At 59.7% G+C, this 23,543-nt stretch carries 24 protein-coding genes, 1 pseudogene and 1 riboswitch; of the genes and pseudogenes, 7 read left to right on the forward strand and 18 right to left on the reverse strand.

Annotated elements, in window-relative coordinates; translation table 11 throughout:
* Positions 1-717, forward strand: a pseudogene (locus tag BHU62_RS18875) (hypothetical protein); the annotation flags it as partial.
* 180 nt (positions 718-897) lie between these two features.
* Here BHU62_RS18875 and BHU62_RS18880 read toward each other — a convergent pair.
* Complete coding sequence (locus BHU62_RS18880) at positions 898-1,962, reverse strand: aldo/keto reductase (protein WP_073533511.1); 1,065 nt, start codon at positions 1,960-1,962, stop codon at positions 898-900.
* A gap of 97 nt (positions 1,963-2,059) precedes the next feature.
* Here BHU62_RS18880 and BHU62_RS18885 point away from each other — a divergent pair, with 97 nt between their 5' ends.
* From BHU62_RS18885 to BHU62_RS18895, 3 genes are all read left to right on the forward strand, one after another.
* A complete protein-coding gene (locus BHU62_RS18885; RefSeq protein WP_073533515.1) occupies positions 2,060-2,965 on the forward strand; it encodes a LysR family transcriptional regulator in 906 nt (301 codons plus the stop codon).
* 118 nt (positions 2,966-3,083) lie between these two features.
* Positions 3,084-3,635, forward strand: a complete 552-nt coding sequence (locus tag BHU62_RS18890; RefSeq protein ID WP_073533519.1) for a flavodoxin family protein — start codon at positions 3,084-3,086, stop codon at positions 3,633-3,635.
* Positions 3,636-4,226: 591 nt separating this feature from the next.
* A complete protein-coding gene (locus BHU62_RS18895; protein WP_073533522.1) occupies positions 4,227-5,675 on the forward strand; it encodes a GGDEF domain-containing protein in 1,449 nt (482 codons plus the stop codon).
* Positions 5,676-5,701: 26 nt separating this feature from the next.
* On the opposite strand, the gene BHU62_RS18900 is transcribed toward BHU62_RS18895, so the two are convergent.
* Complete coding sequence (locus BHU62_RS18900) at positions 5,702-6,181, reverse strand: cold-shock protein (protein WP_073533525.1); 480 nt, start codon at positions 6,179-6,181, stop codon at positions 5,702-5,704.
* 166 nt (positions 6,182-6,347) lie between these two features.
* Here BHU62_RS18900 and BHU62_RS18905 point away from each other — a divergent pair, with 166 nt between their 5' ends.
* The gene (locus BHU62_RS18905; RefSeq protein WP_073533527.1) at positions 6,348-6,857 is read left to right on the forward strand and encodes a VOC family protein; all 510 of its coding nucleotides are present in this window, start codon (positions 6,348-6,350) and stop codon (positions 6,855-6,857) included.
* Positions 6,858-6,893: 36 nt separating this feature from the next.
* Here the strand turns inward: BHU62_RS18905 and BHU62_RS18910 are convergent, their stop codons facing one another.
* The 6 genes from BHU62_RS18910 to BHU62_RS18935 form a co-directional block, all read right to left on the reverse strand.
* On the reverse strand, positions 6,894-7,721 hold the full coding sequence (locus tag BHU62_RS18910; RefSeq protein WP_073533529.1) for an amino acid ABC transporter ATP-binding protein: 828 nt from the start codon (positions 7,719-7,721) through the stop codon (positions 6,894-6,896).
* Between the two features lie 9 nt (positions 7,722-7,730).
* Positions 7,731-8,618, reverse strand: coding sequence for an amino acid ABC transporter permease (locus BHU62_RS18915; RefSeq protein ID WP_073533531.1), 888 nt, complete (start codon positions 8,616-8,618; stop codon positions 7,731-7,733).
* Between the two features lie 31 nt (positions 8,619-8,649).
* Entirely contained in the window at positions 8,650-9,177 is a 528-nt protein-coding gene (locus tag BHU62_RS18920) for a GNAT family N-acetyltransferase (RefSeq protein WP_073533532.1), read from the reverse strand.
* On the reverse strand, positions 9,174-10,106 hold the full coding sequence (locus BHU62_RS18925; RefSeq protein ID WP_073533533.1) for an ABC transporter substrate-binding protein: 933 nt from the start codon (positions 10,104-10,106) through the stop codon (positions 9,174-9,176). Before BHU62_RS18925 ends, BHU62_RS18920 begins: the two co-directional genes overlap by 4 nt.
* A 26-nt stretch (positions 10,107-10,132) precedes the next feature.
* Positions 10,133-11,458: an LLM class flavin-dependent oxidoreductase gene (locus tag BHU62_RS18930; RefSeq protein WP_073533534.1), complete on the reverse strand. Its 1,326-nt coding sequence runs from the start codon at positions 11,456-11,458 to the stop codon at positions 10,133-10,135.
* 188 nt (positions 11,459-11,646) lie between these two features.
* Positions 11,647-12,810: a M20 peptidase aminoacylase family protein gene (locus BHU62_RS18935; protein ID WP_073533536.1), complete on the reverse strand. Its 1,164-nt coding sequence runs from the start codon at positions 12,808-12,810 to the stop codon at positions 11,647-11,649.
* 345 nt (positions 12,811-13,155) lie between these two features.
* On the opposite strand from BHU62_RS18935, the gene cspE reads away from it, so the two are divergent.
* Positions 13,156-13,365, forward strand: a complete 210-nt coding sequence (gene cspE / locus BHU62_RS18940) for a transcription antiterminator/RNA stability regulator CspE (protein ID WP_034788341.1) — start codon at positions 13,156-13,158, stop codon at positions 13,363-13,365.
* Positions 13,366-13,422: 57 nt separating this feature from the next.
* Here cspE and BHU62_RS18945 read toward each other — a convergent pair whose 3' ends face one another.
* The 4 genes from BHU62_RS18945 to BHU62_RS18960 form a co-directional block, all read right to left on the reverse strand.
* Positions 13,423-14,613, reverse strand: a complete 1,191-nt coding sequence (locus tag BHU62_RS18945; protein WP_073533538.1) for a multidrug effflux MFS transporter — start codon at positions 14,611-14,613, stop codon at positions 13,423-13,425.
* Positions 14,614-14,619: 6 nt separating this feature from the next.
* Positions 14,620-15,216, reverse strand: a complete 597-nt coding sequence (locus BHU62_RS18950) for a TetR/AcrR family transcriptional regulator (RefSeq protein ID WP_073533541.1) — start codon at positions 15,214-15,216, stop codon at positions 14,620-14,622.
* A gap of 287 nt (positions 15,217-15,503) precedes the next feature.
* Positions 15,504-15,887 (reverse strand): fluoride efflux transporter CrcB, encoded by a 384-nt coding sequence (crcB, locus tag BHU62_RS18955; protein WP_073533543.1) that lies wholly within the window; start codon positions 15,885-15,887, stop codon positions 15,504-15,506.
* A gap of 79 nt (positions 15,888-15,966) precedes the next feature.
* Positions 15,967-16,029: riboswitch (Fluoride riboswitch) on the reverse strand.
* 187 nt (positions 16,030-16,216) lie between these two features.
* Entirely contained in the window at positions 16,217-17,284 is a 1,068-nt protein-coding gene (locus BHU62_RS18960) for a diguanylate cyclase (protein ID WP_073533545.1), read from the reverse strand.
* 218 nt (positions 17,285-17,502) lie between these two features.
* Here BHU62_RS18960 and tatA point away from each other — a divergent pair, with 218 nt between their 5' ends.
* Entirely contained in the window at positions 17,503-17,718 is a 216-nt protein-coding gene (gene tatA, locus BHU62_RS18965) for a Sec-independent protein translocase subunit TatA (RefSeq protein WP_073533547.1), read from the forward strand.
* A 93-nt stretch (positions 17,719-17,811) separates the two neighbouring features.
* Here the strand turns inward: tatA and lipA are convergent, their stop codons facing one another.
* From lipA to mrdB, 6 genes are all read right to left on the reverse strand, one after another.
* The gene (gene lipA, locus BHU62_RS18970; RefSeq protein ID WP_073533549.1) at positions 17,812-18,777 is read right to left on the reverse strand and encodes a lipoyl synthase; all 966 of its coding nucleotides are present in this window, start codon (positions 18,775-18,777) and stop codon (positions 17,812-17,814) included.
* Complete coding sequence (gene lipB / locus BHU62_RS18975; protein WP_073533551.1) at positions 18,770-19,438, reverse strand: lipoyl(octanoyl) transferase LipB; 669 nt, start codon at positions 19,436-19,438, stop codon at positions 18,770-18,772. The genes lipA and lipB overlap by 8 nt, the downstream gene beginning before the upstream one ends.
* Positions 19,439-19,572: 134 nt before the next feature.
* Positions 19,573-19,839 (reverse strand): DUF493 family protein YbeD, encoded by a 267-nt coding sequence (gene ybeD, locus BHU62_RS18980; protein WP_004940012.1) that lies wholly within the window; start codon positions 19,837-19,839, stop codon positions 19,573-19,575.
* A 104-nt stretch (positions 19,840-19,943) separates the two neighbouring features.
* A complete protein-coding gene (gene dacA, locus BHU62_RS18985) occupies positions 19,944-21,155 on the reverse strand; it encodes a D-alanyl-D-alanine carboxypeptidase DacA (RefSeq protein WP_073533553.1) in 1,212 nt (403 codons plus the stop codon).
* 182 nt (positions 21,156-21,337) lie between these two features.
* The gene (gene rlpA, locus BHU62_RS18990; protein WP_073533556.1) at positions 21,338-22,420 is read right to left on the reverse strand and encodes an endolytic peptidoglycan transglycosylase RlpA; all 1,083 of its coding nucleotides are present in this window, start codon (positions 22,418-22,420) and stop codon (positions 21,338-21,340) included.
* Between the two features lie 10 nt (positions 22,421-22,430).
* Positions 22,431-23,543, reverse strand: coding sequence for a peptidoglycan glycosyltransferase MrdB (gene mrdB / locus BHU62_RS18995; protein WP_073533557.1), 1,113 nt, complete (start codon positions 23,541-23,543; stop codon positions 22,431-22,433).

A 23,543-nucleotide genomic window follows, 5' to 3' on the forward strand; every position in this document is an offset into this window, starting at 1 on the left:
TACCCGGCGGTCATTTTCTGGCTGCTGCCCGCGTTCTTCTTAGGGTTGTGCGCATTGCTGCTGAAGCGGCGCGAGACGCCGAGGAAATTCAATCTGCTGCTGCTCGGCGGCATTCTGATCCCGGTGACGCTGGTGTTTGTCATCTCCTGGCGCTCGCCGCTGTTTGTCGATCGCTATCTCTATTCCGCTGCGCTCGGCATTCCGCTGGCGTTGGGCGTCTTGATCGCCGGAACGAAAAGCCGGGTGCGCGGGATCTCCCTGCTGCTGTTCTTCAGCCTGCTGTTCGGCTGCGGCGTGCGCAACGACTACCCGGTCGAGAAAGATGAGTTCAAGGTGATGGTGCGCTACATCAACAGCAACTATCAGCCCGACGATGCGGTGGTGGTCAGTAATATGTTCAACTACCTGAGTTACGTGTATTACAACAAGAAGGGCTATCGCGCCTTGCTGTATACGCCGGCCCGGCCCAACGGCATTTCGGGCAAGCCCAATGCCTATGGTTTCGGCACCTTCTTCCACGATCGGGCGGCGCAGACCTATGTCGACAAGCTCAGCGTTTTATCGAAAGGCCATCGCCGGGTCTGGTTGGTCAGCGGCGGGGATTTCAATCAGGACTTCGGCCGTTCGCCGCCGGGGTGGGTCAATACCGGCACCTTCAAGAGCGGCGGTTTCGAGTCGCGCCTGTTCGTGGTGCGCGGCGCCGGCGCGACGCGTTGAGCGAAATGTCATATTTCCCATTCGGCGTTACATCTGGCCGAGCAAACTTACGCGGGGATGACAGTTCTATACATTGGGATTGGTACTGTAGCTCTACCCGATGATGTTGTGTGTTATCCATTCCCTGTAGTGTATTACCCCATCCCTGTTAAGTTTATCCCGCCTTGAGCGGGATTTTTTTTATCGGTGTCCGGTGAGGCATACCCCGCCTGACATGATGTTGCGGGTGGTCGGCAGGGCGAGAAAATCGTGCGGGAATCCCAGCTCGATGGCGCTGAGATCGTCCAAGCGTTGCCACTGTTCTTCCGCCAGCGTCACGTTCAAGGCGCCGAGGTTATCTTCCAATTGCGCCAGAGTTCGGGCGCCGACGATCGGCGCGGTGACCGCTGAGTGGCGCAGCGTCCAGGCCAGCGCGATTTGTGATGGAGAATATCCAGTCTCATAAGCTATCTGGTTGACGGCGTCGGCGATATCAAGATTGTGTGCGTTCAATGTCCCCTTGGCGCGCACGGCTTCACGCCGAGAGCCCGCTTCATCGTGCGATGGTTGCAGATCCTGCCGCCGGTATTTGCCGCTTAATACGCCGCCGGCCAGCGGCGACCACGGGATCACGCCCATCCCCAATTCTTGCGCCATCGGCATCAGCTCGCGTTCGACGGTGCGCTCCAGCAGATTGTACTCGATTTGCAGAGCGATCAGCGGCGACCAGCCACGCAGCTCCGCCAGCATTTGCATCCTAGACGCCTGCCAGGCGGGAAGGTCCGATACTGCCACATACAGCACTTTCCCGGCGCGTACTAAATCGTCCAGGGCGCGCATGATCTCTTCCACCGACGTGGTGAAATCCCAGGCGTGCAGATAGAGCAGATCGATGTAATCGGTATTGAGCCGCTGCAGGCTTCCCTCCACCGATCGCAGCATGCTTTTGCGATGATTGCCGCCGGAATTGGGATCGTCCGGCTGCATCGGCAGGGTGTATTTGGTGGCGATCACCAACCGATCGCGGCGCCCGGCGGCGAATTCCCCCACGAAACGTTCGGCGCTGCCCTCGGTATAGCGGTTGGCGGTATCGATAAAGTTGCCGCCGCGTTCGACATAAACGTCAAACAGACGGCGAGCCTCGGCCAGTTCGGCGCCCCAGCCCCAGTCGGCGCCGAAGGTCATGGTGCCCAGCGCCAGCGGTGAAACGCGCAGGCCGGAACGGCCCAATAAACGATAGTGATCCAGCGATAGTGAGGTGTTCATAGGCATTCTCCCGTGTAGGTAGCGTCTACGGTAGCGCCCACAGGTTGTTTAAGGAATGCGCTATAATCTTCATGAATTATTAAGTAGGGAGAGCATAATGAGGGGCAGTGATTTCGCCGAGTTGCGCGCCTTTGCCGCGATTGTTGAGCACGGTGGTTTCGCCCGCGCCGCTGCACATTTGGGGATGTCCGCTTCGGCGCTCAGCCAAACGCTGCGCAACCTGGAGGAGCGTCTGGGTGTGCGTTTACTGAATCGCACCACCCGCAGCGTGGCGCTGACTGAAGCCGGAAGACAGATGTTGGCGCGCCTGACGCCCGCGATGGCCGAGATTGACGCGGCGGTGGCGCAGGCGGTCGAGCAACGCCAGAATCCCTCAGGCCTTTTGCGGCTTAATGTAACCCGCGTGGCGGCGTTACATTTTCTGGCGCCTTTGATCGCGCCGTTTCATCATCAATATCCTGATATTACGCTCGATCTCAATGTTGAGGAGCGGTTGGTGGATATCGTTGCCGGCGGTTTTGACGCCGGCGTGCGGCTGCACGAGAAACTGGCGAAAGATATGGTGGCGGTCAAGCTGGGCGGGGAGGTGCGGATGCGTGTCGTTGCTTCACCGGCGTATTTGGCGCGTCACGGCCGGCCGTCAACACCGGGCGATCTGCATCGACATCGCTGCTTGAATTACCGCTGGCCGACCAACGGCAGTGTGTATCGCTGGGAGTTTGAGTGCGACGGTGAAAAGCAGGAGATCGCCGTGGAAGGGCCGGTGACAGTCGATGAGCCGGAAGTCTTGGTGCGGGCTGCGATGGATGGGGCTGGCATTGCCTACCTGTTTGAGCAACAGGTTGCCGCCGGTTTGGCCGATGGCCGGTTGTTGCCGCTGCTCGATGCCTGGACGCCGCCGTTCCCCGGTTTCTATCTGTACTATCCGGCAAACCGCCAGATGCCGCGCCCGCTGCGTGCTTTTATCGACTTCGTCCGTCAACAGGCAGAGCAGGGTGCGTAGCGCGATTTTTTTGAATAACACCGTCAGTTTTATTCGGTATTCAGCCGTTGCGCGCTTGATTAGATTGAACGCGAGATGGGCGCCGTCGGCGCCTCCGTGCAATGAGTGGGGAGTTTTTATGGCGAAGACAGTGGTGGTGTTTCATTCCGGCTACGGCCATACCGAGCGTTTGGCGAAAGTGGTGGCGGAAGGCGCCGGGGCGGAACTGATCGCCATCGATCAGGACGGCGATATCAGTGATGAAGCGTGGCAGAAACTGGATGAGGCGGCCGCCATCATCTTCGGCTCGCCGACCTATATGGGCGGCCCGTCCTGGCAATTCAAGAAATTCGCCGACGCCAGCTCCAAAGCCTGGTTCGGCCGCAAGTGGCAGGACAAAGTGTTCGGCGGCTTTACCAACAGCGCCAGCCTGAACGGCGACAAGCAGGTGACGTTGATCGCGCTGCAGACGCTGGCTTCGCAGCACGGCGGCCTGTGGGTCAGCCTGGGGCTGCTGCCGTCCAACACCAAATCGGCGCAGCGCACCGACGTCAACAACCTGGGCGGCTCGGTGGGGCTGCTGGTGCAGACCCCGGCGGATGCCGGCGTGGATGAGATGCTGTCGGGCGATCTGGCGACTGCCAAGCTCTATGGCCAGCGCGTGGCGGGCTTTGCCGCCAAACTGGCGTAAGGCCGCGCGTTCATTTTCTCTGCACAATTGGCGCGTAAACTGCGAAATGTTATTAGCCTGCTTGGGCTAACACTGCATTTCGTACAAATATTCCCGGTTCCTAGGCCGGGTTTTTTGTTGCTAAGGTCTGCTTAAGCTTTCACCGCTATACTGCGCCGCAGCACAGACATGCAATATGACTGTGTCGTAACTGTCGATTTGCTGTTGTTCAAGCAAGCCCGCATTCAGCGGGCTTTTTTTGGGTTGTTATTGCACGGACGGCCCAGTTGCAGGAAAATAATCGCGTTGTTATTCAAACATCATTCAACGACCAATAACCACAAACTTATTAATGTAATTAACTCCCTTGCCGGCATATTACCGTTTTGCGCTATGCTGACAGCAGGGCTGGGCATTATTTCCCGGTGATTTGCCGTGGTTCCAGCCGGTGCTGCATTAGGCTAAGAAAAGTCTGTTAATTAAATGTTAATGCTTTTTATTGTTGATTTGTCTGGCTTTTTTGGTTGAAATTCGAGTTGTTTATCCCTCACTGGCCGGGCGAGAGAGTATGCGCATTTTTATTCTGGTTATTAGCACTGTATGGGTAAGGCGATGAATGCCAGAATAAACGCCAGGCATGGCCTGCCGCTTACGGCTCAGCTGATCAATCTTTTCATGCTGGCCTTTTTACTTTCCCTGGTGGGTATTCTTAGCCGGCCGATAGGTTCGCTTTCTTTATTCTGGCCGGTGAATGCGATTCTGCTCGGCCTGCTGCTGCGCAAACCCGCTTATGCCTCGCCGCTCGGTTGGCTCACCACCTATATGGGCATGGTCGCCGCCGATCTCAGCACCGGCGAGGGCTGGCCCCTGGCGTTATGGCTGAATGCCTGCAACATGTCGCTGATCGCCGTCGGCTACGGCATCATGCTGATGTTGCCCCAATCTCAACGGCGCATGGGCAAACCCCAGGCAATACTCTATATGTTCAGCGCCAGCCTGGCCGGCGCGGCGGTGGCGTCGACGCTGTCGGTACTGCGCAACGACAGCCTGTACAACAACACGGTGGTGGTCGCCTGGCTGGCCTGGTTCAGTGAGCAGTTCTCGACGACGTTGCTGCTGTTGCCGGTGCTGATGGCGGCACCGCGGCTGAAGCAACTGTTGCGCATGCAGGTGCGTTGGCGCTTGAAAGGCTGCCTGCCGCTGCTGGCGCTGTTGCTGTCGCTGGTGTTCAGCGTTTATATCGGTGGGCCGGGTGCCATCGCCTTCCCGATCCCGGCGCTGCTGTGGTGCGCGGTGCGCTACCCGCTGTTCCCCGTGACGTTGCTGACGCTACTGACCGGCATGACCGAGATCAGCAGCATTTCCGCCAATCTGGTGCTGTATGAAACGCCGAACAACCATAACGCCTTCCTCGACACGCTGATGTCCGCCCGATTGGGCATTGCTATGCTGGTGATGGGGCCGCTGATCCTTGCCAGCTCCATCGCCGCCAACCGTAAACTGATGCGGCGTCTGGAGCACAGCGCCAACCACGATTTCCTGACCGGGGTGCTGGCGCGCAGCGCGATGACGCGTAAAGCGGGCGAGCTGTTGGAGCACAAGCACCGCTCCAAAGAGGCGGTGTCGCTGCTGTTGATCGACATCGACCATTTCAAGCAGATCAACGATACGCACGGCCACAGCGCCGGCGATCAGGTGCTGGCGTCGTTCGCGCACATCGTGCGGCGCGAGCTGCGGCATGACCAGCTGTTCGGCCGTTTGGGCGGCGAAGAGTTCGCCATCATGTTGCCGCGCGCGCTGGCGGCGCAGGGGGTGGCGTTGGGGGAACATCTGCGCCGGCTGGTGGAAAAGGCGGAGCTGCAGGCAGAGGGCAAACAGACGTTGAAAATCACCATCAGCGTCGGTGTCGCCAGCCTGGCGATGAACGAAGTGAAATCGCTGGAGCAGTTAATGAATATGGCGGATATCGCGCTTTATCGCGCCAAGTCGCAGGGGCGTAATCGGGTGGAGTCGTTCAACGTGGTGAACGGCAACAGCGTCGAGCATATCCTGTTCCGCTAGGGCTCGACGCTAGGCTGTGCCGGCGCTTACAGGCTCTTCAGCGCTTTGATGGTCTCATCCATGTCGATCTCGTGCTCGGAGAAGGTATGGGTGGTGTTCTGGAAGGTAGTGATGGTCAGCATGCGCAGCGTTTGCACGGCCTGCGTTTTGTCTTCGGACTGCGGGCGAATGCGGTTCATCAGCAGGCCGACCGACAGCACGGTGTTCTCTTTATCCACGTCGGCCTTGACCGGTACTTCCTTGGTGAAGGTGTTGAAAGACTTGATGCTGGTGATCTTGATTCTTTCATTGGCGATGATGATGTATTTGCTGGGCGCCAACACTTTGACTGCATAAGCCGACGGGCCTTTGGTGTTGTTGGTCGGTTCGAAGGTCACCGCCGCGTTTTTCTTAATCAGCTCCGGGTTCTGCACTTTAATCACGTGAAAATAACGATTTTCTCCGTTCTCGTCGGTAATAAAGCCGAAGCCTTTGTCTTCAAAAAAAGTCGTTATCTTGCCGTTCATCGCTATTCTCACAAAAGGGTTCAATACAGCGCTTATGATAGCGCGGAATGCCCTGCAGCGACAGATTGCGCGGGCGGCATTTAGTCATGCGATAACGGCATTTAGCGGCTTTCTCCCCACATGCTATGTTCATGCTGACTTCATTCAATGCGAAAAAGGAATAGCGATGGGCATCAAACGTCTCAATCACGCCGTGCTGTATGTCAGCGACGTGCGGCAGAGCGCCGACTTTTATCATCAGGTGCTGGGATTCAAGCTGAAGCCGTCCGACAGCCCCGAGCGGGCGGTGTTTACGCAGGCCGCCGATTCGGACAACGACCACGATTTGGCGCTGTTCAGCAAGAACCTGGGCCAGCAGCGCGCCGGGGTGTTTCGCGCCAACGGCGAACCACCGGCGGAACATGAGCCACCGGCCGGGCTGTATCATCTGGCCTGGGAAGTGGACAGCCTGGAAGAGCTGGAGCGCATTCGCCACCAGCTGGCCGAACGCGGTATTCTCGGGCTGGAAGAGGATCACGGCGTACACAAAAGCATTTATGGTCACGATCCGGACGGGTTGCTGTTCGAAGTGACCTGGTTTATTCCGCCGGCGCTGCTGACCGAAGAGGATAAAAACCAGCAGGGGATCCGCCCGCTGGATTTCGCCGCCGAGAAGCGGCGTTTCGCCGGCCGGTAAGCGGCTCAGGTGCGGGGCGCCGCGGCGCCCCGACGATCACAGCACTTTGTTGAGGAAGTTAACGGTGCGCGGATGCTGTGGCTGAGCCAGCACCTGTCTGGCGTCACCCTGTTCGACGATCCGCCCATCGACCATAAACACCACCCGATCCGCCGCTTCGCGCGCAAAGCCGATTTCATGGGTGACTACCACTAGCGTGACGCCCAGATCCGCCAACCCCTTAATCACGTCCAGCACTTCGCCGACCAGCTCGGGATCGAGCGCGGAGGTCGGTTCATCGAACAGGATCACCTTCGGGTTCAGCGCCAGCGCGCGCGCGATGGCGATGCGCTGCTGTTGGCCGCCGGAGAGGTGGCGGGGGTAGGCGTCCGCTTTATGGCGCAGCCCGACGGTGTCCAACAGCTCATGGGCCACCGCTTTCGCCCGTTCGCGGGAGTGAATTTTGTGCACCACCGGCGCTTCGATGATGTTTTCCAGCACCGTCAGGTGCGGGAACAGGTTGAAATTTTGGAACACGTAGCCGACGTTGACGCGTTGCCGAAGGATGGCCTTTTCCTTCAGCTCATACAGCCGATTGCCCTTGCGGCGGTAGCCGACGTAGTCGCCGTCGATGCGGATAAACCCCTCATCGACGCGCTCCAGATGGTTAATCGCCCGCAGCAGCGTCGATTTGCCGGAGCCGGAAGGGCCGAGGATCACGGTGACGGTGCCAGGCTGCAGCGTCAGGCTGACGTCGTCCAGCGCCTTGTGTTTGCCGAAGAACTTGCTCACGTTGCTGATTTCGATCAGGCCGCGTGCCGGCACCGGGGTGAGGTTGCGCGCCGGCTGCTCGGGCAAGGCGTAATAATCAATGGCTTCAGACATGCGGGTCTCCTAACGTTTTAACCAGCCGGCCAGTTTCTGCCAGGGCGTCGGCGGCAGTTCGCGCACCGCGCCCCGGGCGAAATAGCGCTCGATGTAGTATTGGATCACCGACAGCGCGGTGGTGATAAACAGATACCAGACGGTGGCCACCATCAGCAGCGGTATCACCTGCTGGGTGCGGTTATAGATCACCTGGATGGTGTAAAACAGCTCCGGCAGCGCCAGCACATAAACGATCGAGGTGCCTTTCGCCAGGCTGATGATCTCGTTGAAGCCAGTCGGAATAATGGAACGCAGCGCCTGCGGCAGAATGATGCGGAAGGTGCGGCGATAGCCCGGCAGACCCAGTGCCGCCGCCGCTTCGTGCTGGCCGTCATCCACGCCTAAAATGCCACCGCGGATGATCTCGGCGGTGTAGGCGGACTGCACCAGCGTCAGGCCCAGCACCGCCACGGCGAATTGGCCGAGGATGTCGATGGTCGGGTAGCTGGCGAATACCACTGAGGTGAAGGGAATGCCCAGCGAGATGGCGTCGTACAGGTAGGAAAAGTTGTACAGGATGATCAGCACCAGGATCAGCGGCAGCGAGCGAAACAGCCAGATATACCCCCAGGCCAGCGACGCCAGCAGATAAGAGCGCGACAGCCGCGCCAGCGCCAGCAGGGTGCCGAACAGGATACTGAACAGCGTGCCGAGCAGCGTCAGCAGCAGGGTTTGCCCCAGCCCCGCCAGCACCGCCGGCGCGAAGAACCACTCGGCGAACACGCCCCATTCCCAGCGCGCGTTGCCCGCCACCGACTGCACGATAGCGGCCAGAATCAACAGCGAAAACAGCGCGCCGATCAGCCGCAGCGGATAGCGGGCGGGAACCACTTTCAAGACTTCTTGTTTGGACATCTCGGATCTCCTGATACAGATAAAAAGGGCCTTAGGCGATTTTCCTTTCCGACGCGCAACAACACGCGTCCTCTGCAATCAGGCTTTTGCGGAACGGCAGGCGGCCATCGTAGGGCGGGCGGCCGTATACCTCGCTGTCGACGGTGGGATCGAACTGCGGCTGATAGCCGTTGCTCAGATACAGGCCCACCGCTTCGGGCTGGCGAAAGCCGGTGGTCAGATAGAGCCGGCGATACCCCTGCGCCAGCGCCCGCGTTTCCAGCTGCTGCAATACCCGCTGCGCCAGGCCCTGGCGGCGCAGATCGCTGCGCGTCCAGATGCGCTTCAGCTCGGCGGTCTGCGCGTCAAAGCGCTTGAAGGCGCCCATGGCGATCGGCGCACCGGCGCGCAGCAGCACGATGAAGGCGCCCTGTGGCGGCGCGTACAAATCCAACGGTTCCGGTTCCTGGTCACCAAAATAGTCGCCGTAACGTTGGCGATACTCGCCGAACAGCCCTTCGATCACCGGCGCGATCAGCGGGTCGGTCGGCAGCATCTGAATGTATGTGTCTTGCGTCATTGCGCCTCCTGGTCGCCCAGGCCGGGCGGGTTGATTTCCGACTGCGCAAGGCGTTCGACGCTTTCGCCCCAGCGGTTGAGCACCTGATCGTACTGCCCGCTGCGGATCACACCGTTCAGCGCTTCGTTCACCGCCTGCACCAAGCCGTTGCCTTTACGGGTGGTAACGGCGATGTGCGCCGCCTTCGGCCAACCGCCTTCCACCGTGCCCGCCAGCCGGGTGCGGCCGTTCAGCGTCGCTTTATAGGCGCCCAGCACGTTCGGCCCGAAGTAAGCGTCGGCCCGGCCGGACTGGATCGCCAGCGTGGCGGCCGCATCGTCGGTCACGTAGATCGGCTGGAAGGGTTTGAGCCCCTGCTGCCGGTTCTGCTTGTCCCATGCCAGCAAGATTGCTTCCTGATTGGTGCCGGAGCCGACGATAATTTTTAATCCGGCGATATCGGCAGGCTGTTTGATCGTCGCGATCTTGCCGCCGGTTTTGACGTAAAAACCGAGCGAATCGATACGGTAGGTGGCGAAGTCGAAGCGGGTTTTGCGCTCTTTGGTCACGGTGACGTTGGTGATGGCCGCGTCATACTTGCCGGACGCAACCCCCAGCGGCCAGTCTTCCCACGAGGTTTGCACCACGTTCAGCGCCAGGCCTAGGCTGTCGGCTACCAGCTGCGCGATATCCACTTCGCTGCCGATCAGCCGCCGGTTGTCGGCGGCGAACAGCGCCAGCGGCGGCGTGTTGAGCGCGGCGATCGCGACGGTGAATTGGCCCGGCTTCACGAAGTGGAAATCGGCCGGCAGTTTGGCGATCGCCTGCGGGTTCTTCGGCGCGTGGATCGGGGTTTCATTGGCCTGCAAATCGATGCCGGTGCCCGCCTGTGCGGCGCCGGTCAGGCTCAGCAAGGCCGCCACGAGGGCGGCAGTAACGGTTTTCTGCATAGCGGGTATCCCTGAAAGCGATCTTATTATTGGGAGAATCTGTTCAACGGGCGCTTCAGGCCCAGGTGCTCGCGCAGCGTGTCGCCGTGGTACGCCTGGCGGAACAGGCCGCGCTGTTGCAGAATCGGCACCACCCGATCGACGAAGTGGCCGAAGGCGTTGGGCGTACCGCCGCTGATGATGAAACCGTCGGCGGCTTCGCGGTCGAACCAGTGTTGCAGGCCGTCCGCCACCGCTTCCGGCGTGCCGCTGAACACCGGGCGCGGCGAAGCGGCTTCGAGCGCCACCTGGCGCAGCGTGAGGTTACGCTCGCGGGCATTGCGCTTGATGGCGTCGGTGGTGCTGCGGAAGCTGTTTTGCCCCAGATCGCCGATGTCCGGGAAGGGGGCATCCAGTGGATGGCGGGCGAAGTCGTAATGCTCGAAGTAACGGCCGAGGTAGTTGAGGGCGTTCTCGATGCTGACCAGGCGGGCGGTCTCCTGATACTGGCGTTCGACGTCCGCGTCGTCGTTACCGACGATCACGCTGACGCCCTGGAAGATGCGCAGATCGTCAGGTTCGCGCCCCTGTTCCCCCAGCTGCCGCTTCACGTCCTGATAAAAGTCCTGCGCCTGCTCCAGCGTGTCGTGATGGGTGAAGATCGCATCGGCGTGTTGGGCCGCCAGCCGTTTGCCGTCTTCAGAGGCGCCGGCCTGGAACAGGATCGGGCGGCCCTGCGGCGTGCGGCCGATGTTCAGCGGCCCCTGTACCGAGAAGAACTCCCCCTGGTGATTGAGGGTGTGCAGCGTTCCGGCGCGGAAAAATTCGCCGCTGGCCTTATTACGCACGAAGGCGTCGTCTTCCCAGGAGTCCCACAGGCCTTTGGCGACGTCGAGAAACTCGCCGGCGATACGGTACCGCAGGCTGTGTTCCGGGTGTTCGGCGCGCGAGAAGTTTTTGGCCGAACCTTCCAGCGGCGAGGTTACCACGTTCCAACCGGCGCGCCCGTTGCTCAGGTGATCGAGGCTGGCGAACTGACGGGCGACGGTGAACGGATCGCTGTAGGAGGTGGAGAGGGTGCCCACCAGGCCGATTTTATCGGTGGCGGCGGACAGCGCGGCCAGCAGGGTGAGCGGCTCGAAACGGTTAAGAAAATGCGGAATGGATTTTTCGTTGATATATAACCCGTCGGCGACAAACACGAAATCGAATTTCCCCTGTTCGGCTTTTTTCGCCGTGGCGATATTAAATTCGAGGTTGATGCTGGCGTCGGCGGTGGCGTCCGGGTGACGCCAGGCGGACATATTTCCCGATGCGCCATGCAGAATGGCGCCCAGCCGCAATTGCCGTTGATGATTCGCACTGTTGCTCATGGTGATTATCCTGTCATGCGTCGCAGAGGCGCGTGGTGTCTGAGGTGTCCACTATTGATGAGCACAGGCGGGATGTAAAACAACAAAACAGCATATTCAAATGTTGAAAGTTGCAAATATCATGGTGAAGAAAATAATAATGCCCGACGCGGCATCAGCGGCGTCGGGGAAATACTATTTTCGGTTATTCAGGCGTTGCTGAGGGCTTTATCCGATGCGGTGCTTAATTGCTGCAATGCGCGTTCCGCCAGCAGCGTGAAATATTGCGCCGCCGGGAATATCGCCCGCTCATCGGGATTGAAACGCGGATGATGCAGGCCGAATTCGCTGGCGGAGCCGATGCTGACAAATACACCTGGCACATGGTGCAGATAAAGCGCGAAATCCTCACCGCCCATCTGCAACTCCGCCTCTTCGACCCGGTAGCCGGCCTCGGCGGCGACGGTTTTGCTGAACGCCGCCCAGCGGGCGTCATTGATCACCGCCGGCGGCCCCGGTTGCCAGCGGAGCTCGGCCTGCGCCCCCAGCGCGGCGGCGACGCCGTCGATCACCTGGCGCATTTTTTCCGGCACCTGACGGCGCACCGCATCGCTGTGGGTGCGAACCGTGCCTTCCAGTTCAACGGTTTGCGGCAGCACGTTCCAGGTATTGCCGCCTTCGATGCGTGTGACGCTCACCACCAGGGATTCCAGCGAGCTGAAGCTGCGGCTGGGCAACGTTTGCAGCGCGCCGACGATCTGGCTGGCGGTGACGATGGTGTCGACGCCCTGTTCCGGTTTGGCGGCGTGGGCACCTTTGCCGGTGATCAGGATCCGGAAGCGATCGACGTTGGCGTAGAACGGCCCGGCACGGGTGGCGAAGGTGCCGATGGGCAGTTCCGGCGCATTGTGCAGGCCAAATACTGCGGCGACGTTGTCCAGCGCGCCGGCGTCGATCAGATGCCGGGCGCCGTTAAAGGTCTCTTCTGCCGGCTGGAAGAAGAGGCGAACCGTACCGGGCAGTTCGGCCTCGCGCGCTTTCAGCAGGTGTGCGGCGCCGAGCATCACCGAGGTATGAAAGTCGTGGCCGCAGGCGTGCATCACGCCACTGTTTTGCGAACTGAAGGGCACGTCGGCGATCTCGTCGATCGGCAGGGCGTCGATATCGCCGCGCAGTGCGATGATCGGCCCCTTGCCGCTGCCGATCTCGGCCACTACGCCGGTTTTCAACGCCAGCGGCAGAAGGCGAACGCCTGCGGCTTCCAGCCAGCGGGTCAGCCGGGCGGTGGTGGCGAATTCGTGATTGGAAAGTTCCGGGTTCTGGTGCAGTTCACGCCGATAGGCGATGATCTGGTCTGCCAATTGGCTGGTCATAGGCTTGGCTCATAGTGGGAATCAGCCCTAACCCTAGTGCAGAGGCGGCAGAAGCAAAAAGACCATCTGGTTATATTTCATAGCGATTGTGTTTGCATGGAGGCGTCAACGGCGGGGGGAACGGGACGATTTGGGCGTTCGCTCGCCGTTCGCCGACCCGGAGAGAGGATCAGGCTGGAACGGTGACAAATCACAACCGGTGCAATCAATTTACACCGTGCAACACGGATTTTTTCACTCTTTATCGGATTTCTGTGATCGCGGTGGTGGACAAAATCCCGCCTGCTTGCTGTACTGTAATCGACACAGGTTTTGTGTCTTTCATTCACGTTAAAGGTAAGTTTGATGTCTAAGATTAAAGGTAGCGTTAAGTGGTTTAATGAATCCAAAGGTTTCGGCTTCATTACCCCGGAAGATGGTAGCAAGGACGTTTTCGTTCACTTCTCTGCCATCGCTAGCAACGGTTTCAAAACTCTTGCTGAAGGCCAGCGTGTAGAATTTGAAATCACGAACGGTGCCAAAGGGCCATCTGCCGCTAACGTTACTGCTATCTAAGCTACGTAGCTGAATTTCTTAAAACCCGCTCATTGAGCGGGTTTTTTATTGGGCGCGTTATGCCTCGTGGTGGCGGGCCAACAGGCTGAACAGCAGGATGGCGATGGCGTAGCAGCCGACGATGGTCAACGCCATCGACAGGCTGGAGGTGCCGCCCAGCCCGGTGAGCGGCACGGCGCAGGCGCCGAGTGCGAACATACAGACGCCGATCAGCGCCGAAGCGCTGCCTGCTTTGTCCCCCTGGCTTTGCATCGCCAATGAAGAGGCGGTCGGGCCGACGATGCCGATCACCGCCACCGAGAAGAACAGCGGCACTAACAACAACGGCAGTGGCGCATGTAGCGCAGCAGCCAACAGCAGCAGCAGCGACGCGACGGCCGCCAGCGTCAGACCGCTTTTCAACACCCGGCGTTCCCCCCAACGCGAACTGAGGCGGCTGGCCAGCTGCGCTGCGATGATCAGCCCGACGCCGTTAATGGCGAAGCACAGGCTGAACATTTGCGGGCTGAGGCCGTAAATCTGCTGCAAGACGAAAGGCGAGGCACCAATATAGGCGAACATGCCGGCCATCACGAAACCCTGCGTCAGGCACAGGCCCATGAAATAACGCTGGGTCAGCAAACCGCCCAATGACATCAGCATCGCCAGGATGCCACCCTGGCTGCGGCGCTCTACCGGCAGGGATTCGCGCAGTTTCAGCGCCGACAGGCTGAACAGCAGCACCGCAATGGCGGCCAGCACGCCGAAGATGCCGCGCCAGTTCATCACCTGCAGCATAACGCCGCCCAGCACCGGGGCGACGATCGGCGCCAGGCCGTTGACCAGCATCAGCAGGGCGAAGAAACGGGTCAGTTCATGGCCGGCGTACAGATCGCGGGCGATGGCGCGGGAGATGACCGCACCGCCGGCGCCGGCGATGCCCTGCAGCAGGCGGGCGACCAACAACTGGTCGATGGTGGGGGCCAGCGCGCACCACAGTGAGGCACCCAGCAGCAGAATCAGCGACAGCAGCAGCGGGCGCATGCGGCCCAGCTTGTCACTGTAGGGGCCGAAAATCAGCTGGCCGACGCCCAGGCCGAGCAACCCGGCGGTCAGGCTGAGCTGCGCGGCGGCGGTGGAGGTATTCAGCTCGCCCGCCATCTCCGGCAGGGCAGGCAGGTAGAGATCGGTGCACAGCGGCCCCAGCGCGGCCAACAGGCCAAGCACGACGGCGTACACCAGACGTTGTCTGGCTAAGTGTCTGGTCATGGGAGGTTAGGGTTTCCTGAACAGGTGAGAAATGGCCTGCTGATACAGATCGCGCAGCAGGATCGCATCGGCTTTTTGCGTGGTAAGGATACGGTAACCGGTGCCTTCGCTCATGACGGCGATAAACTCTACCCGTGCGGCGATCTCTTCCGCGCTGAAATGGGGATACAGCCGCTGCAGGTTGTGGCACACGTGGCGAAACAGCCGCGCTTCCGCATCGCTGAGCATTTTGGCTACCACCGGATTGCGCGTGGCCTCGGCGGTCACTTCCAGCATCAGCATGTGGTCAGTTTCGCTCTCGCCCGGCTGTTGAAACAGCGTGCGCGCCGCCAGCGTGCCGGCGATCAGGTTGATGTGATCGCCGAGGTTTTCCAGGCGCTGCATCTTGCTGGCGATGATGCGATTGACGATCTCCTCGATAATCGCGTCTTTGTTGGCGAAATAGCGATAGATCTGTCCGACGCTGAGCTGCGAACCCTGGGCGATTTCCGCCATGCTGGCGGCGTGGAAACCGTGGCGGCGGAAACTGGTTTTCGCCGCTTCGACGATCTGGTCGCGGCGCGCCTGCACTTTGGCCTGTTTGCTGTCGTTGGGGGAGAGCATCTGCCGATCCTTTGCTACGCGTGAGTCGGGTTCACATTTTGGGTGTGAACGTTCATTCTCAATTGTAGTGCAACTGCGGGCAAGGGGGCAAGGTGAACAGGCGATGCGGGGAAAAGGCGTTTAAGCGAACAGATAGGATTTGATAAAGGCGGCGACGATCAGCACGCACAGCGTAACGGTGAGCGCTTCGGTGGCGGTTTTCGGCAGGCTAAACATAGCGGTTTCTCATCCAGTCAGGAATACTGGATGAGATTATGCGCATGCAAGATTAAGGAAACATTAAGGGTTTAGCGCCCGTTGATCCACATCACCAGCATGAAAGCCAGCAGCGTCATCGCCAGCGAACCGGCCAGGTTGAGCAGCATGTTGGCCAGCGCCCAGCCGAAGCGGCCATCCTGCATCAGGTACACCACCTCCAGCGAAAAGGTGGAGAAGGTGGTCAGGCCGCCGCAGAACCCGGTGGTGATCAGTAATTTCCAGGTGGGATCCAGGTGCGTCATGCGGGTGAAAATCGCCATCGCCAGGCCGATGATAAAACCGCCGATCAGATTGACCATCAGCGTACCGAGCGGAATGTGGGCGTTCAGCGGATTCATTTTCATGCTTACCGCCCAGCGTAAAACGCTGCCGACGCCGCCGCCGATAAATACGGCCAGTAAAGAGCTCAACATGGGGCAACTACCTTTCAATCAGAGAAATTCACGGGACTCGGAAAGGGACAGGCGTAACGCTACGCGCCTCTCTCCGAGAGGTTACGTAGACATCATCAGCCTGTGAAGGCGGTTAGGGAGGAATGTCATCTCCAGCGTGCCGCACGGCCTTTTTGCCGTACCTGATGGATGTTACACCCAATGCCGCCTATTTTGTAGTATCGACATCCTGCGAGGTAAACCCATGGAAATCAGAGCGGCGCGCCTGGACAACCGGCATGCTATCGCCGAGTTGATGACGGCGCTGGATTATTCCGGCACCTATTTTGCCAAGTTATTAAGTCAGTAAGTTAGTCGCCCGCCGGCGCTGCCGTTTCCAGCCGGTTGCGGCCGTTCTGCTTCGCCAGGTAGAGCGCGCTGTCGGCCGCTTTCAGCCAGTCCAGGTAACCGCCCAGCGCGGGGTGGTAGTTGGCAATGCCGGCACTGATCTGCAGGCGCAGCTGCGGCGCCTCTTTGAAGCGGACCGCGTCCAGCCGCTGCTGGATGCGCCGCAAGACGGTTTCCGCCTGTTCGGCGCCGGTGTTCGGCAACACTGCACCAAACTCGTCGCCGCCGTAGCGCCCGACGATATCCACGTTACGCAAACCGATCAGCAGTTCTTCCGCCAGCGCCGCCAGGGCTTCATCCCCTAGCGCATGGCCGAAGGTATCGTTGATGGTTTTGAAGCGGTCGATATCCATCAGGATCAGCGTGGCGCTGTCCTGATAACGGCGGCAGCTGTCGAACTGGCGATGCAGCAGGTGCTCCCAGTGGCGGCGGTTGTACAAGCCGGTCAGCCCATCGCGGGTGCTGATGCGTTGCAGCTCCCGTTTCTTCTCCGCCAGCCGTTTGGCGGTGCGGTAGGTCACCAGCCCAAGCAGCGTCGGATAAAGGTAGATCATCGGCAGACACAGATAGATTTGCAGGGGCGTGCTGTGCGGGTGAAACGGGAAGCCGAGCAGGGCGCTGGTGATCGCCGCCGCGGCCAATTGAATCGCCAATCCTTTCGCAAACAGCGTCTTGCCGGCCGAAGCGATGTTGTTCATGCTCATCATCGACAGGATGACGATCGCAGGCAGCGCGTTGAACGCCATCATCGCCGTCCAGAAGCCGCCGAAGGCGGAGTCGATCAGCAGGTTGCGAATTTCGGCTTTGAACGGATCTTTGGCGCGGCAGGCCAAGCGGTAGGCGAGATGCGGCCAGAGAAAGCCGTGAAAGGCCAGCAATAGCCAGACCGCAGCGGGCGGATCCAGCGGGTAGACCCCTGCGAAGACGCAGATAAAACCGATCCCCAGGCCGGCGGTACGGGGCAGGTAGGTGCGTTTGGCGAAGCTGAGGCCGGATTTTCGGGCATCGAAAACGGGTGGGGCAATATACATCCGGCATCTCCCTGATGAGTATCACGGCAGCGTATCACGCGGGTGATAAACTAAGAATAGTCTGGGATTCACGCCGTGAGACCGCGTGGCATTCCTGCGACGGATCTCACTCTGTTACATGTTGTGGTTGTGTGAGCCGAAGGAAAGTCGCTAAATATTCGCAGGCAAGGTCAGTTTTTCTCGCTGTTCACGCAGCGCTCTATGATAAGAAGGTGAGTATGGAAGGTATCAGCATTACCAAACTTCTGGTGATTGCGGTGTTGGTGATTTTACTGTTCGGCACCAGCAAACTGCGCACGCTCGGCGCCGATCTTGGCGCGGCGCTGAAGGGCTTTAAAAAAGCCGTGGGCGACGACAATACGCCGCCGGCCGCCGGCAACAACGCCGCCGAGAGCCAGTCTGCTCAGCAGAGCGTCGAAAAGAAAGACGTTTAATCCCGTTTGGTGGCGCGCAATAAAAAACGGATGCCTTGCTGACATCCGTTTTTTGGCGTTTCCGCCGTCTTTAGCGTAACAAACTATTACGCGTTATTTCACTTCCAGCCCTTTGGCCTGCAGATCGGCGTGGTAAGACGAACGCACGAACGGGCCGCAGGCGGCGTGGGTGAAGCCCATCGCCATCGCTTCTTCTTTCATCTCATCGAACTCGGCCGGGCTGACGTAACGCTGCACCGGCAGGTGGTGACGGCTCGGCTGCAGATATTGCCCCAGCGTCAGCATGGTCACGCCGTGGCGGCGCAGATCGCGCATCACTTCGATGATTTCCGCGTTGGTTTCACCCAGGCCGACCATCAGGCCGGATTTGGTCGGGATATCCGGGTGCGCTTCTTTAAAGCGTTCCAGCAGCTTCAGCGACCACTCGTAGTTGGCGCCTGGGCGCACCTGGCGATAAACGCGCGGCACGTTTTCCAGGTTGTGGTTGAACACGTCCGGCGGCGTGGCGGTGAGGATCTCCAGCGCGCGATCCATACGGCCGCGGAAATCCGGCACCAGCGTTTCAATTTTGATGTTCGGGCTTTTGGCGCGGATGGCCGAGATGCAGTCGGCAAAGTGCTGAGCACCACCGTCGCGCAGATCGTCGCGGTCAACCGAGGTGATCACCACGTAACGCAGCGCCATGTCGGCGATGGTTTGCGCCAGCTTTTCCGGTTCGTTGGCGTCCGGGGCGATCGGGCGGCCGTGGGCCACGTCGCAGAACGGGCAGCGACGGGTGCAAATGGCGCCGAGGATCATGAAGGTGGCGGTACCGTGGTTGAAGCACTCGGACAGGTTAGGGCACGAGGCTTCCTCACAGACGGAGTGCAGGCCGTTTTTACGCATCGCGGCTTTGATGCCCTGAATGCGCGTTGAATCGGCAGGCAGTTTAATCTTCATCCACTCGGGTTTACGCAACAGCTCCTGCCGTTCGGTGACCACCGTTTTGACCGGGATCAGCGCCATTTTGTCAGCATCGCGGTATTTGACGCCGCGTTCCATCTGAATTGGTTTACTCATAATCGTGCAGGTTCCAGTTACGAAGCTCGACCGTCTGGTAGCCGAGTAAATGAACAAATTCCTGTACCAGGATTGGGTGTATGTCTTCAATGCCAACGCCGGGCGCCAGCGCGCTGACCTGCGTCATCTGCATGCCGGCGTAACCGCAAGGGTTGATGCGTTGGAAGGGGCTGAGATCCATCGCCACATTCAGGGCCAGGCCGTGGAATGAGCTGCCTTTGCGGATTCGCAAACCCAACGAACAGATTTTCTGCTCTCCCACATACACGCCGGGCGCATCCGGACGGGCACGCGATTCGAGGTGGAAGTGGGCGAGGGTGTTGATAACGGTATCTTCTATCGCCGTGACCAATTGGCGTACGCCGACCTTGTTGCGTTTAAGATCGACCATCACGTACATCACCTGCTGACCCGGCCCGTGGTAGGTCACCTGGCCGCCGCGATCGCTCTGGACAACCGGGATATCACCGGGCATCAGCACGTGCTCGGCTTTGCCGGCCTGGCCCTGGGTGAACACCGGGTGATGCTGCACCAGCCACAGCTCGTCCGGCGTGGTCTCGGTACGACTGTCGGTGAAGTTATGCATGGCTTGGGATACAGGCGCGTAGGGCTGCAACCCCAGCTGACGCAAAATGATCTTGTCTGGTTGCAAAAGAGTCATCGTCAGGTTACAGAAGTGGTAAAGCCATTATACCGGGCGCTCCGGCCTGCGACCAGCCTTTCGCTGACCAAAAATGCGCAACCCGGGAAGAGGCAGCGCCGTCCCGGGTTGATAAGCAGGGGGTTATGCTGGAATTACAGCACCATGCGAACAATTTCAATGTTGCCCAACTCTTCGTATAGGGTTTCGACCTGCTCGATGTGAGTGGCGTTGATGGTGATGGAGACGGAGTGGTAGTTGCCTTTGCTGCTCGGCTTAACCTGCGGGTTGTAATCGCCCGGCGCATGGCGCTGCACCACTTCAACTACCTGGTCAACCAGCTCAGGCTGCGCCAGGCCCATCACCTTGTAGGTAAACGAGCAAGGGAATTCGAGCAGTTCGTTCAGTTTAGTTTTTTGCATGTGCGTGCGCTCCAGAGTGCTAGCTAATCTATAAATTATAACTCCCGCCGGGGCGGGAGTTAGTGTTATTCAGTATATGGGGACGATTTCGCCCGTTTCAACCGTTAACCGAACCAGTGGTGGAACATCAGTTTGATGTAGTCCACGATGCGGCTGAAGAAACCGCCTTCTTTCACTTCGTTCATCACCACCAACGGACGCTGGTCGATGGTCTTGCCGTCCAGTTGGAAGTTGATGCTGCCGACCACCTGGTTTTTCGCCAGCGGCGCGTGAATTTCAGGGGTGTTCAGCACATAGCTGGCCTTCAGATCTTTCATGCGGCCGCGCGGGATGGTCAGGTAGACGTCTTTGTCCACGCCCAGCTCAACGCGGTCGGCATCGCCGAACCACACCGGCTCGGAGGCAAACTCTTTACCGACTTTCAGCGGCGCCACGGTTTCGAAGAAGCGGAAGCCCCAGGTCAGCAGTTTCTTGCTTTCGGTTTCACGGCCCTTGTAGGTGCGGCCGCCCAGTACGGCGGAGATCAGACGCATCTGGCCTTCGGTCGCCGAAGCCACCAGGTTATAACCCGCTGCGTCGGTGTGGCCGGTTTTGATGCCGTCGACGTTCAGGCTGGTATCCCACAGCAGACCATTGCGGTTCACCTGGCGAATGTTGTTGAAGGTGAACTCTTTTTCTTTATAAATCGCGTATTCGTCCGGTACGTCGCGGATCAGCGCCTGGCCGATCAGCGCCATGTCGCGCGCTGAGCTGTATTGGCCCTGGGCATCCAGGCCGTGCACCGTCTGGAAGTGGGTGTTCTGCAGGCCCAGTTTGTTGACGTAGGTGTTCATCAGGTTGACGAACGCGTCCTGGCTGCCGGCGACGTAGTCGGCCATCGCCACGCAGGCGTCGTTACCGGATTGCAGGTTGATGCCGCGGGTCAGTTTGGAGACCGGCACGCGATCGCCCGGCTTCAGGAACATCAGCGAGGAGCCTTTAAACACCGGGTTGCCGGTCGCCCAAGCGTCCTGGCCGACGGTCACCAGATCGTCCTGGCCGATTTTGCCCGCTTTCAGTGCCTGGCCGATGACGTAGCTGGTCATCATTTTGGTCAGGCTGGCCGGATCGCGACGCGCGTCGGCGTTCATCTCAGCCAGCACCTTGCCGGAGTTGTAATCAATCAGGATGTACGCTTCCGCATCGATCTGCGGGACACCTGGGATCATGGTTTTGATGTTAACGTCATCGGCATGCGCAACGGAGGCTGCGCTCATTGCGATAACGGTGCCGAGCGCGATGCTCTTGATTAAGCGAAAAGAAGTTACTTGTTTCATGATCGGGACTACAACATCCGTGATGGGTAAAGTTAAAAAACGAGCCACACTATAGCAGATGCGATCCCGGCAGGCATTATCCATTCATCTGACTAATTGCGGTTAGTGACCTTTTAGCTGCAAGAAAATGTTTCAGCTAAATAACCGTTTATCAGCCGCGAATGCCCACCGGGGCGTCACGCTCAGGGTGCAGCAGTAACGAAAGACTGTTGTTGCGCTTCGCTGGCCAGACGCTGTTGCAGCTGGGTCGCCTGCTGACGGCTGCTGAACGGGCCGAGCTGGACGCGATAAACGTTGCCGCTGGCCGCCACTTTGCCCGGTACGCCAAACTGTTGGCTCAGGCTTTGTTGCCAGCTTTGAGCGCGCTCGGCGCTGCTCAGCGCGCCGACCTGCACCACATAACCACCGGAGGAGGCGGCAGCCATGCCGGCCGCCGCAGCGCCGGCTGCGACCGGTGCGGCCACCGCGGCGGCGGCTTCAGGCTCGGAACCTTCCAGCACGCCGGCCGGCACTGCGCTTGGCGCGCCGAGGAAACCGCCGCGGCCATTGCCGGCGTTGCCGCTGGCCGCTGGAACGTTGTCGTCGGTACGCAGAGTGCTGTTATCGATCGGGCGCACGGCCGCGCCGCTGGCGACAGGAACTTCTTGCTGCATTGGCGTACCCATGCCGCTGGAGCCGAGATCCGGGCGCGACGGCAGCGCGTAGCTCTGTTTCGCCACGATGGTGCCGATAGAGCCAGGGCCGCTCAGCGTGCCGTCTGGCGCCACGCTGATGAAATCAACTTTGACTTTGGTGTTGTTGGACAGGTTGAGGCGATCGGCGGCGGCTTTCGACAGATCGATGATGCGGCCTTTGGTGTAAGGCCCGCGATCGTTGACCCGCACCACCAGCTGACGGCCATTGGCCAGGTTGGTGACGCGCACGTAGCTCGGGATCGGTAAGGTCGGGTGTGCCGCGGTCAGGCCGTTGGGATCGAACTGCTCGCCCAGCGCGGTGGTGTTGCCGTTGGCTTCTTCGCCATACCAGGCTGCCAGGCCGGTCTGCGAGAAGTTCTGCGGATCTTTTACGATGCGGTAAGTATCGCCATTAACCTTATAATCCTGCATGTTGTTAGGGTTATAGGGTTCATATTGAGGCTCGACGCCGCCGATCTCCACCACCGGGCCGTTGTACGGCTGCTGCGGCGCTTGCTGTTCCGTGGTCGGGGCGGTACAGGCGGAAAGCAACACCGCCGCGAGACCGATCCAAAGCCATTCCTTACGCATTACTCACCTCTTATAAACTTTTAGACAGCATTTTCCGATGCGTGTGGATCGACATGATGATACCGAAACCGGCCATCAACACTATCAGCGCCGAACCCCCGTAACTGACCAGAGGCAAAGGTACGCCAACTACCGGCAAAATGCCACTGACCATACCAATGTTAACAAATACATAAACGAACAAAATCAGCATCAGGCCGCCGACCATCACGCGGCCGAAGGTGGTTTGCGCCTTGGCGGCGATCATCAGCCCGCGAATGATCACCAGCAGATAGAGTGCCAGCAGCACCAATACCCCGATCAGCCCCAGCTCTTCGGCCAATACGGCGAAGATGAAGTCGGTATGGCGTTCCGGCAGGAACTCCAACTGCGACTGGGTGCCGTGCAGCCAGCCCTTGCCGGACAGGCCGCCGGAGCCGATGGCGATCTTCGATTGGATAATATGGTAGCCGGCGCCGAGCGGATCGCTCTCCGGATCCAACAGCATCATGACGCGGTCGCGCTGGTAGCCGTGCATCAGGAAGAACCACAGCACCGGGATAAAGGCCGCCAGCATCAGGGCGGCGACGGCGATCAGCTTCCAGCTCATGCCAGACAGGAACAGCACGAACAGGCCGGAGGCGGCGATCAGGATCGAGGTGCCCAGATCCGGCTGCGCGGCCACCAGCAGCGTCGGCAGGAAAATCAGCACCAGCGCGATGGCGGTGTTTTTCAGCGAAGGCGGACAGACGTCGCGGTTCATGAAGCGCGCCACCATCAGCGGCACGGCGATCTTGGCGATTTCCGACGGCTGGAAACGCACCACGCCGAGATCCAGCCAGCGCTGTGCGCCTTTACTGATCTGCCCGAAGGCGTCCACCAGGATCAGCAAAATCACGCAGAAAATATACAGGTAGGGCGCCCAGCTTTCGTACACGCGCGGCGGGATTTGCGCCATCACGGCCATCACGATCAGCCCCATGACGATCTGGCCTATCTTGCGCTCCATCATGCCGATGTCCTGGCCGCTGGCGCTCCACATCACGAAGGCGCTGTAGACCAGCAAAGCCAGAATCAGCAGCAGGAACGTCGGATCGATATGGATTTTGGTCCAGATCGAGCCTTTTTGTTGGCTTTCAGTCAT

It is taken from the genome of Serratia marcescens (genome assembly GCF_001902635.1).
Lineage (GTDB): Bacteria > Pseudomonadota > Gammaproteobacteria > Enterobacterales > Enterobacteriaceae > Serratia > Serratia marcescens_F.

What these genes read in the sequence shown, in the direction of transcription:
- ybeD (WP_004940012.1), bottom strand. Translation starts at nt 19,839, where the DNA reads ATGCAAAAAACTAAACTGAACGAACTGCTCGAATTCCCTTGCTCGTTT.
- crcB (WP_073533543.1), bottom strand. Translation starts at nt 15,887, where the DNA reads ATGTTGAGCTCTTTACTGGCCGTATTTATCGGCGGCGGCGTCGGCAGC.
- BHU62_RS18945 (WP_073533538.1), bottom strand. Translation starts at nt 14,613, where the DNA reads ATGACCAGACACTTAGCCAGACAACGTCTGGTGTACGCCGTCGTGCTT.
- mrdB (WP_073533557.1), bottom strand. Translation starts at nt 23,543, where the DNA reads ATGACTGAAAGCCAACAAAAAGGCTCGATCTGGACCAAAATCCATATC.
- BHU62_RS18960 (WP_073533545.1), bottom strand. Translation starts at nt 17,284, where the DNA reads ATGTATATTGCCCCACCCGTTTTCGATGCCCGAAAATCCGGCCTCAGC.
- BHU62_RS18920 (WP_073533532.1), bottom strand. Translation starts at nt 9,177, where the DNA reads ATGACGCAAGACACATACATTCAGATGCTGCCGACCGACCCGCTGATC.
- BHU62_RS18885 (WP_073533515.1), top strand. Translation starts at nt 2,060, where the DNA reads ATGAGGGGCAGTGATTTCGCCGAGTTGCGCGCCTTTGCCGCGATTGTT.
- BHU62_RS18935 (WP_073533536.1), bottom strand. Translation starts at nt 12,810, where the DNA reads ATGACCAGCCAATTGGCAGACCAGATCATCGCCTATCGGCGTGAACTG.
- BHU62_RS18930 (WP_073533534.1), bottom strand. Translation starts at nt 11,458, where the DNA reads ATGAGCAACAGTGCGAATCATCAACGGCAATTGCGGCTGGGCGCCATT.
- BHU62_RS18895 (WP_073533522.1), top strand. Translation starts at nt 4,227, where the DNA reads ATGAATGCCAGAATAAACGCCAGGCATGGCCTGCCGCTTACGGCTCAG.
- BHU62_RS18915 (WP_073533531.1), bottom strand. Translation starts at nt 8,618, where the DNA reads ATGTCCAAACAAGAAGTCTTGAAAGTGGTTCCCGCCCGCTATCCGCTG.
- tatA (WP_073533547.1), top strand. Translation starts at nt 17,503, where the DNA reads ATGGAAGGTATCAGCATTACCAAACTTCTGGTGATTGCGGTGTTGGTG.
- BHU62_RS18910 (WP_073533529.1), bottom strand. Translation starts at nt 7,721, where the DNA reads ATGTCTGAAGCCATTGATTATTACGCCTTGCCCGAGCAGCCGGCGCGC.
- BHU62_RS18905 (WP_073533527.1), top strand. Translation starts at nt 6,348, where the DNA reads ATGGGCATCAAACGTCTCAATCACGCCGTGCTGTATGTCAGCGACGTG.
- rlpA (WP_073533556.1), bottom strand. Translation starts at nt 22,420, where the DNA reads ATGCGTAAGGAATGGCTTTGGATCGGTCTCGCGGCGGTGTTGCTTTCC.
- BHU62_RS18925 (WP_073533533.1), bottom strand. Translation starts at nt 10,106, where the DNA reads ATGCAGAAAACCGTTACTGCCGCCCTCGTGGCGGCCTTGCTGAGCCTG.
- BHU62_RS18890 (WP_073533519.1), top strand. Translation starts at nt 3,084, where the DNA reads ATGGCGAAGACAGTGGTGGTGTTTCATTCCGGCTACGGCCATACCGAG.
- cspE (WP_034788341.1), top strand. Translation starts at nt 13,156, where the DNA reads ATGTCTAAGATTAAAGGTAGCGTTAAGTGGTTTAATGAATCCAAAGGT.
- dacA (WP_073533553.1), bottom strand. Translation starts at nt 21,155, where the DNA reads ATGAAACAAGTAACTTCTTTTCGCTTAATCAAGAGCATCGCGCTCGGC.
- lipB (WP_073533551.1), bottom strand. Translation starts at nt 19,438, where the DNA reads ATGACTCTTTTGCAACCAGACAAGATCATTTTGCGTCAGCTGGGGTTG.
- lipA (WP_073533549.1), bottom strand. Translation starts at nt 18,777, where the DNA reads ATGAGTAAACCAATTCAGATGGAACGCGGCGTCAAATACCGCGATGCT.
- BHU62_RS18950 (WP_073533541.1), bottom strand. Translation starts at nt 15,216, where the DNA reads ATGCTCTCCCCCAACGACAGCAAACAGGCCAAAGTGCAGGCGCGCCGC.
- BHU62_RS18900 (WP_073533525.1), bottom strand. Translation starts at nt 6,181, where the DNA reads ATGAACGGCAAGATAACGACTTTTTTTGAAGACAAAGGCTTCGGCTTT.
- BHU62_RS18880 (WP_073533511.1), bottom strand. Translation starts at nt 1,962, where the DNA reads ATGAACACCTCACTATCGCTGGATCACTATCGTTTATTGGGCCGTTCC.